Annotated in this window: 5 protein-coding genes and 1 pseudogene; 2 read left to right on the top strand and 4 right to left on the bottom strand. The window is 61.8% G+C overall.

Going from position 1 to position 6,517, the window contains the following annotated elements; all coding sequences use genetic code 11:
- Positions 1-413 precede the first annotated feature (413 nt).
- Positions 414-2,087: a winged helix-turn-helix domain-containing tetratricopeptide repeat protein gene (locus NKJ94_RS36655; RefSeq protein ID WP_352532569.1), complete on the bottom strand. Its 1,674-nt coding sequence runs from the start codon at positions 2,085-2,087 to the stop codon at positions 414-416.
- Between the two features lie 88 nt (positions 2,088-2,175).
- On the opposite strand from NKJ94_RS36655, the gene NKJ94_RS36650 reads away from it, so the two are divergent.
- Together NKJ94_RS36650 and NKJ94_RS36645 are read left to right on the top strand one after the other, a co-directional pair.
- A complete protein-coding gene (locus tag NKJ94_RS36650; RefSeq protein WP_352532567.1) occupies positions 2,176-2,547 on the top strand; it encodes a hypothetical protein in 372 nt (123 codons plus the stop codon).
- 187 nt (positions 2,548-2,734) lie between these two features.
- Complete coding sequence (locus tag NKJ94_RS36645) at positions 2,735-2,929, top strand: hypothetical protein (RefSeq protein WP_352532565.1); 195 nt, start codon at positions 2,735-2,737, stop codon at positions 2,927-2,929.
- Positions 2,930-3,442: 513 nt separating this feature from the next.
- On the opposite strand, the pseudogene NKJ94_RS36640 reads toward NKJ94_RS36645, so the two are convergent.
- From NKJ94_RS36640 to NKJ94_RS36630, 3 genes and pseudogenes are all read right to left on the bottom strand, one after another.
- A pseudogene (locus tag NKJ94_RS36640) lies at positions 3,443-4,636 on the bottom strand (IS91 family transposase).
- A complete protein-coding gene (locus NKJ94_RS36635) occupies positions 4,558-5,085 on the bottom strand; it encodes a tyrosine-type recombinase/integrase (RefSeq protein ID WP_352532563.1) in 528 nt (175 codons plus the stop codon). The pseudogene NKJ94_RS36640 and the gene NKJ94_RS36635 overlap by 79 nt, the downstream one beginning before the upstream one ends.
- Before the next feature lie 208 nt (positions 5,086-5,293).
- A complete protein-coding gene (locus NKJ94_RS36630; RefSeq protein WP_352532561.1) occupies positions 5,294-5,935 on the bottom strand; it encodes a peroxiredoxin-like family protein in 642 nt (213 codons plus the stop codon).
- Between the last annotated feature and the right edge of the window lie 582 nt (positions 5,936-6,517).

The following is a 6,517-nucleotide window of genomic DNA, read 5'->3' as shown; positions in this document are numbered from 1 at the left end:
CGACACCAGCCGCAAATCGAAATCCCCATAACCATCGCCTGTGGCCCGCGGGTTCCTTCCTCGGGGACTTTCGTACGCCTGCCGGCGCCCGAAACTCTTCACGGAAGTGGACCGTCGGCTTTCAGGATGACTGGGCAAGAAAGCCGACCCTTGCGTCCAGCGTAGTGCGGACCGCTGTGCGCCATCTGCGGAAGTTCGAGGCATCGCCGATGAACGGCAGCCGTCGGGCCCGTTCCAGAAGTTCGGCTGCGAGCGCACTATGGCACACGGCGGCCCCATTGCCGACCTTACGCATCAAACCATTCGCTTGCGAAAGATGACCCTACATCGAGGGCAGCCAGCGCCTATGACACGACGCCTTCAACGGTTTTTGCGGCCATTTGGCTTCAGCCGGGCCCGCATGCGGTCAGCCGTCACTCCGGCAAGCCCGCGAACCGCATGTGTCCGATCCAGCGCTCGAGGGGTCCGGGGGCGGTCCAATTCTTCTCCCACTGCTTGCGTTGTTTGCTGATGGAGTCGCCGGGCGAGTCTTTGAGGAAAAACGCAAGCGCTTCCTTTGCCTCCCGCTGGTTTCCCAGACAAGCGTAGATCCCCGCAAGCATTCGGTGTGCGCCGATCGGGATTGGGGACATTTTCCGCATCGCCGTCAGCGCAGCCCCGCAATCGTTCTTTTCATAGAGCGCCCAGCCCATGTCCCAGTTGAACCAGTCGGGGTAGAAGGGATCGATGCCTTTGGCCTGCTCGATCCGATCGATCGCTTCGTCGGTGCGGCCGGCAAAGAGCAGCGGGGCCGCACTGCCCTCGAGGATATTCGAGGCGCTGGGGTTCAGGGCGATCGCCTGATCGAACTGCGCAATGGCCTGCTCGATCTCTCCGGCTTCACTATGGATTTGAGCGCGGATTTGATGCGCGTTGGCATCGTCCGGAGCGAGCACGATGGCCTTGTCGGCGTACTCTGCGGCCCGCTTCAACGCCTCGTCGGGGTTGTTTTCCTGCTTGTGCCAGAATACCGAGTCAAAGCGATAGGACCAAGCCAGCCCGATATAGCCGAATTGGGAGTTCGGATCCGCTTCAATCGCCTTGAGGCTGAACTGCCGCAGCAGTTCGTTCCCCGCGGCAGAAAAATCCTTTTCGTTCGCTGCAGACCCCATCAGGAGATAACGGAGCGCGCTAACCCGGGCGGCGTCGCTCTGTGGCAAGGGTCGCTCGATCCTTTGCCCGACCCGAGCCGCAAGCGTGCGGATGATCTCCTCCTGGACGACGAAAAGATCGCCGATCTCCCGGTTGTAGGTGTTGGCCCAGACATGCGATCCGTCATGCGCATTCAGCAACTGGGCGGTCACTTTCAGCCGGTGTCCGATCTTCTGCTGGCTGCCTTCGAGCAGGTAGTCGACGCCGAGTTCTTCGCCAATCTGCCTGATGTCGACCGGCTTACCGCGGTACCTGAAGCTCGAGTTCCGGGCGATGACGGCATAAGTCTTGCTCCGCGCCAGCTCGGTGATGATCCCCTCGGCAACGGCATCGCTGAGATATCCCTTGTCCCCACCTGCACTGAAGTCGTCGAAGGGAAGGATCGCAATCCTGGGCATGTCGCTCGAACGAGCCGGAGCGCTTCGCCATGCTTCCGTGCCGTAGTATGCGCCGACCGCTGCCGCGACGAGAACGACTGCAACCAGAATGAAGCCGCGCTGCGAGAATCGTGTCTTGGCACGTTCCATGCCGGCTGCGGCGTTTGGGGCCGCCGCGTCCGATGGATCGGCATTCAGTCGGTAGCCTCTCTTTGGGACGGTTTCCACGATCACATGCGCGTCGTCCGCCAACGCGCGGCGAATATCGGCAATGCATTGAGTGAGGCTGTCGTCGGTCACGAAGGTATCGGGCCAAACCGCCTGCATCAGCGCATCCTTGGACACGATCTCGCCCGGTCGCGCCGCGAGCACGGAGAGCACCTCCGCGGACTGGCTGCGAAGATTGACCGCCTTACCTTCGGCGGTCCGGACTTCTCTGCTTTTCGTCAGGAAGAAAAAACCGCGGAACGTGATCGTTTCAGCAGATTTCAGGTCAATTTCAGGGGCCGTTCGGGACATGTCACCTTCCTGGCGCGCTTCCTACTCTAGCCCATTCGGTCTTCGCCTCCAAGCGATCCCAGCAGCACCGGATGAAACGGAGGACGACATGAATCGCACCAAGCTCATCATCGCTCTCGCTCTTCTTTTGGCAGCGCAAACGGCTGCAAAAGCGGATTCCCGCATCGGGAGATTCTGTGGCCCTGACCATGTCAACGAGGTTGCCTCAGACGACGTCCGTCCCAACCCCGGCGGTTATTGTGTCGCCAGCCTTAAGTCGATGGATAACCGGGCCATGTTCACCGCCATCGCTGTCACAATCCTTCTGACCAACCAGGGGGAGCTAATCAGGCTCCCCGACGTGAAACCCATGACCTCCATGGCCGAGTGCAGAGCTTGGACCCATCAACAGGAGTTCATGCGCGTACTCCCCGGCTATCTCGCCACCTTCCATTACTGCGACTACGCATCAGAACCATGATTTTGCAAGGTCTGGCTGTTCACGCTCGGACCGAAGGATGGCACCACTCCTGCCGGGACCAAGGTCGTCGAGATCGGGCCCGTTCCGCCGATCAGTGCGAGCGAGTATTTGCTGCGCGTCAACCGTGCCGGTGGAGCGCCCGGTGCCAAGACGCCGATCCATACACATCCGGGACCGGAGGCCTTCTATGTGCTGGGGCGGCAAGCTCGGCCAAAGAACGCCCCACGGGGTGAGCTATGCCGAAGCCGGCACGACCATGGTCGGACACGGGGTCGACATGCCGATGGAGGTGTTCAGCGCCGGCACAACCGCTCTTGATGAGCTGGCCATCTTCGTGGTGGACGCCAATCGGCCGTTCTCGTCGCCGGCCAGCCTCGACTGAGGCGACGTTTCGCGGGGTGGCGCGCATGTTTGGTACGAACTGAGGCGGCACCCCAGCGAAGATCCGCAAGATTCCGGAAATTTGGATTTTCGCTTACACGCATCATCGAATGTCAGGTTTGGTCCTCTATCCTGCCAAAAATGACAATTCCTGGTACTTCCGCTTCCCATCTATTCAGGACGGTCCGACCGTGAGGTCGCAACGACTGACTTTGCTGAAGGGTTTCGGGTGCCGTCAGGCGTACGAAAGTCTCTCATGCAGGAACCCGCGGGCCGCAGACGATTGCCTATGGGGATTTGTGTCTCGGGGTGTGCCAGCGCCTGTCGCGAACTTCCGCATAGGATGGGATGGTCGTGTCGTGGAAGCGGCTTCCGGGCCAGGTCACAGAGGCTGTAGCGTTGATTCCGACGGGATTGGTGTGCGTGATGACCGGCGCCACGGCAACGTGCAGATAACATCCCGTTGACCGGCGCCGGCGTGGTGCGGTCGTAAGAGCAACTTGGCCATGCCGGGTCATGGGGCGTTCTCCCGGTTCGGCGTTCTTGAGGCAGGCGGTGCACGAGGCTGGCACCACCGTTCGAACCTCTCGATGACGACCATGCGTCCGCCGCAGCAAGGGCAAGGCGGGCGGACGTCAGCCGGTTCTTCGGGAGTGTCGTCTTCGGGCGGCGGCGCGACGCCCAGCAGTTCGCGCGCGAGTGCGAGGCTGGCCTTGCGGGCGGAGCCGGCGAGCAGCCCATAGTGACGCATGCGGTGGAACCCACGCGGCAGGACATGGAGCAGGAAACGGCGGATGAACTCGTTGGCGGCAAGCGTCATGGCGCGCTGGCGCTCGACACCATCGCGGCGATAGTCCTTGTAGCGGAAGGTGACTCCAGCCTCGTCGAAGGCGATCGGGCGGCGGTTCGAGATGGCGACCCGGTGCGTCTAGCGCGACAAATAGGCGAGCACCGCTTGGGGTCCGGCGAAGGGCGGCTTGGCATAGACCATCCAGCGCTTGCTGCGAACAGGCTTCAGATGACGCAGGAAGGCCCGACGGTCGGCCAGGTGTGCCGCCGATCCGAAGAAGGCGAGCCGACCGGCGTCGTGCAGCGCGACCAGCCGGGTCAGGAACAGACGGCGGAACAGCTTGCCCAGTACTCTGACTGGGAGAAGGAAGGCCAGCCGCGACGATATCCAGCGTGACCCGTCCGGCGCGATGCCGCCGCCCGGCACAATCATGTGGACATGGGGATGGTGGGTCATTGCCGAGCCCCATGTGTGGAGCACGGCGGTGATGCCGATGCGTGCGCCGAGGTGCTTGGGATCAGCCGCGATCGTCAGCATCGTCTCCGAGGCCGCCTTGAACAGCAGATTGTAGACCAGCGCCTTGTTGTGGAACGCGATGACGGCGACCTCGGCGGGCAGCGTGAACACGACGTGGAAGTAGCCGACTGGCAGCAGGTCGGCTTCGCGCTCGGCGAGCCATGTACGCGCGGCCGCGCCCTGGCACCTGGGACAGTGCCGGTTGCGGCAGCTGTTATAGGCGATCCGCCATTGCCCGCAGTCCGCACAGGCTTCGACATGACCACCCAATGCAGCGGTGCGGCAGTGTTCGATCGCCGACATGACCTTGAGCTGCTGCAGGCTCAGATGCCCTGCGTGGGCGACCCGGTATCCGGGGCCGGCAGCACGGAAGATATCGGCGACCTCCAGGTCCGCTCGCACCGGTTCAGCCGGGCGGCGACACCGAGCGCGGCCTTGTACTTGATGCCTGGCGCCGCTTCGAGCAGCCGCGCCGCTTCCTCGACGCTCAGCACCTCGGGCAGCTTGCGCGGATACCGGGTGACCACCAGCGCGCGCGCCAAATCCCGCCGCTTCAGCGTCACCGTGAACAGGAATCGCAGCGCCGAAACCGCACCGTTGATCGTCGCAGGGCCCATGCCGTTCTCATGCTGGTGCAACTGGAAGCGCCGAATGTCCTCGGTCGTCGCGGTGTCGGGAGCACGACCAAGGAACGCGGCGAAGCGCCGGACATGACGAACGTAATCCTGCTGCGTATGCGGTCCCAGGCCCGCATCAGCATATCTTGCTGCATGCGCTGGCGAAGTGGCGTGATCGGAGCGTCGGTAGACAGAGTAGCCATGGCAAGTTCCTCTCGTTGAAGGGAACTCCATGGTCGGATCGCAGGCTTTACCCGCTCAAGGCCTATGAATGTCGCGCCATCTCAGAACCAGGCGACCCTCCCGCGAAGCGGGTTCGTGCATGAGGCGCGAAACGGTCATCCACGATCTTCAGGTTTTGACCCAGGACGGCCTTTCCCCGGTAGTGAGCGGGAGGGCGCGGTCGTCGAGCGAGTTGTCAGCCGCCTGTTTCCGCAGCCCATTAATGTGCAACTTGGGAAGCCGCTGACATCAATTCCTCCGGATTCGGCGCCTTGGGGGTATTGAGGCCAGCCTCCAGAACTTCAGTGAAGCTCCAGCGTACAATGCCCCCTTGGTCGATGAGAAACTGACCAACCAGCAGCTCCTTAGCGGAAGCCATCATCTGCTGATCGGCTTCCGTAATCTCATACCCCTCCTTCTTGTTGAGAAACTCGTTTATTGCCATGGGGTCCATAGGCTCGGGCAACTCACCCGGGAGATCGATACGGATCCCCATGACCTTGTCCATCCCGATCTCGCGCAAGCCGAAAGCACGGTGCGAGGCCCGCTCCGGGTCGGACGCGGCGAGAAGATCGGGTGTCGGATGGTAACGGAAATAGAGCCGTGCCCGCTCTACCGGCGTATTGACGACCGCCAGGCATTCGACGCCTTTCTCAGCCAGAGCCGGCTTGAGTTGCGCCATTGCCGCGACATTGCGCCGGCAGAACGCACAGTGCAGGCCTCGAAACAAGCCGATCAACAATGGGCTACGACCTCGAAAATCAGTGAGCGCGATTTTGCCTTCGCGGGAGATCGCATCGAGAATAATATTCGGCGCCCGGTCGCCCGGCTGCAGCGGGCGTTCGACATTACTCGTGGACATGGACAACCTCCTCGCCCCGGATAAGCACACCCAGCCATCCGGAGTTGAGTCCGTGCTGGGGGACGCCAGGGCAAAAATTGCTTTCGACCTTTGCCATATTGCCGAGGTCGAGATTGCGCGCGTTGCAAGTGCATCATAACACGAAAAAAGCCTCTGCGGGTCGCCCGTTTCGCGAGCTGTCGCGAGCGCTGTGGTAAACAGTGTATCGTCTCATCCGTGCCATGGGACGACACAGCGGCGGGACCGATTGGATCTTCACATGCTTGCGGTGTTCAAGTCTTGAAACTTGGGCGGCTTCGATGTGCCCGGACGTCAAATGTAGCGCTCCCGAATGCTCTTGCGCTGAAGGTCAGGTTCCCGGCCTCGTTTTGGACGTTCAAATCTGCAACGACCAAGGTCGAGATCGGATCTTCATATTTCGCCACGATTGGCGAAGGTCCGGTTGTGGCGCGGCCATGACCTCCAGCATTGTCACCCGCGATGTCCTCTGTGGATGGCTCCCGCGATGCAAGAGGTAATTCGACATTATGGCGCGTTGGTCGGGTGCAGTCTTCTGTGCGGCCTGTTGATGCAGCCATTCGA

The organism is Mesorhizobium sp. M0060 (genome assembly GCF_040323155.1).
Taxonomy (GTDB): Bacteria; Pseudomonadota; Alphaproteobacteria; order Rhizobiales; family Rhizobiaceae; genus Mesorhizobium.
Note: the sequence above shows the minus strand (reverse complement) of the source record. Positions and strands in the feature narration are given on the sequence as shown.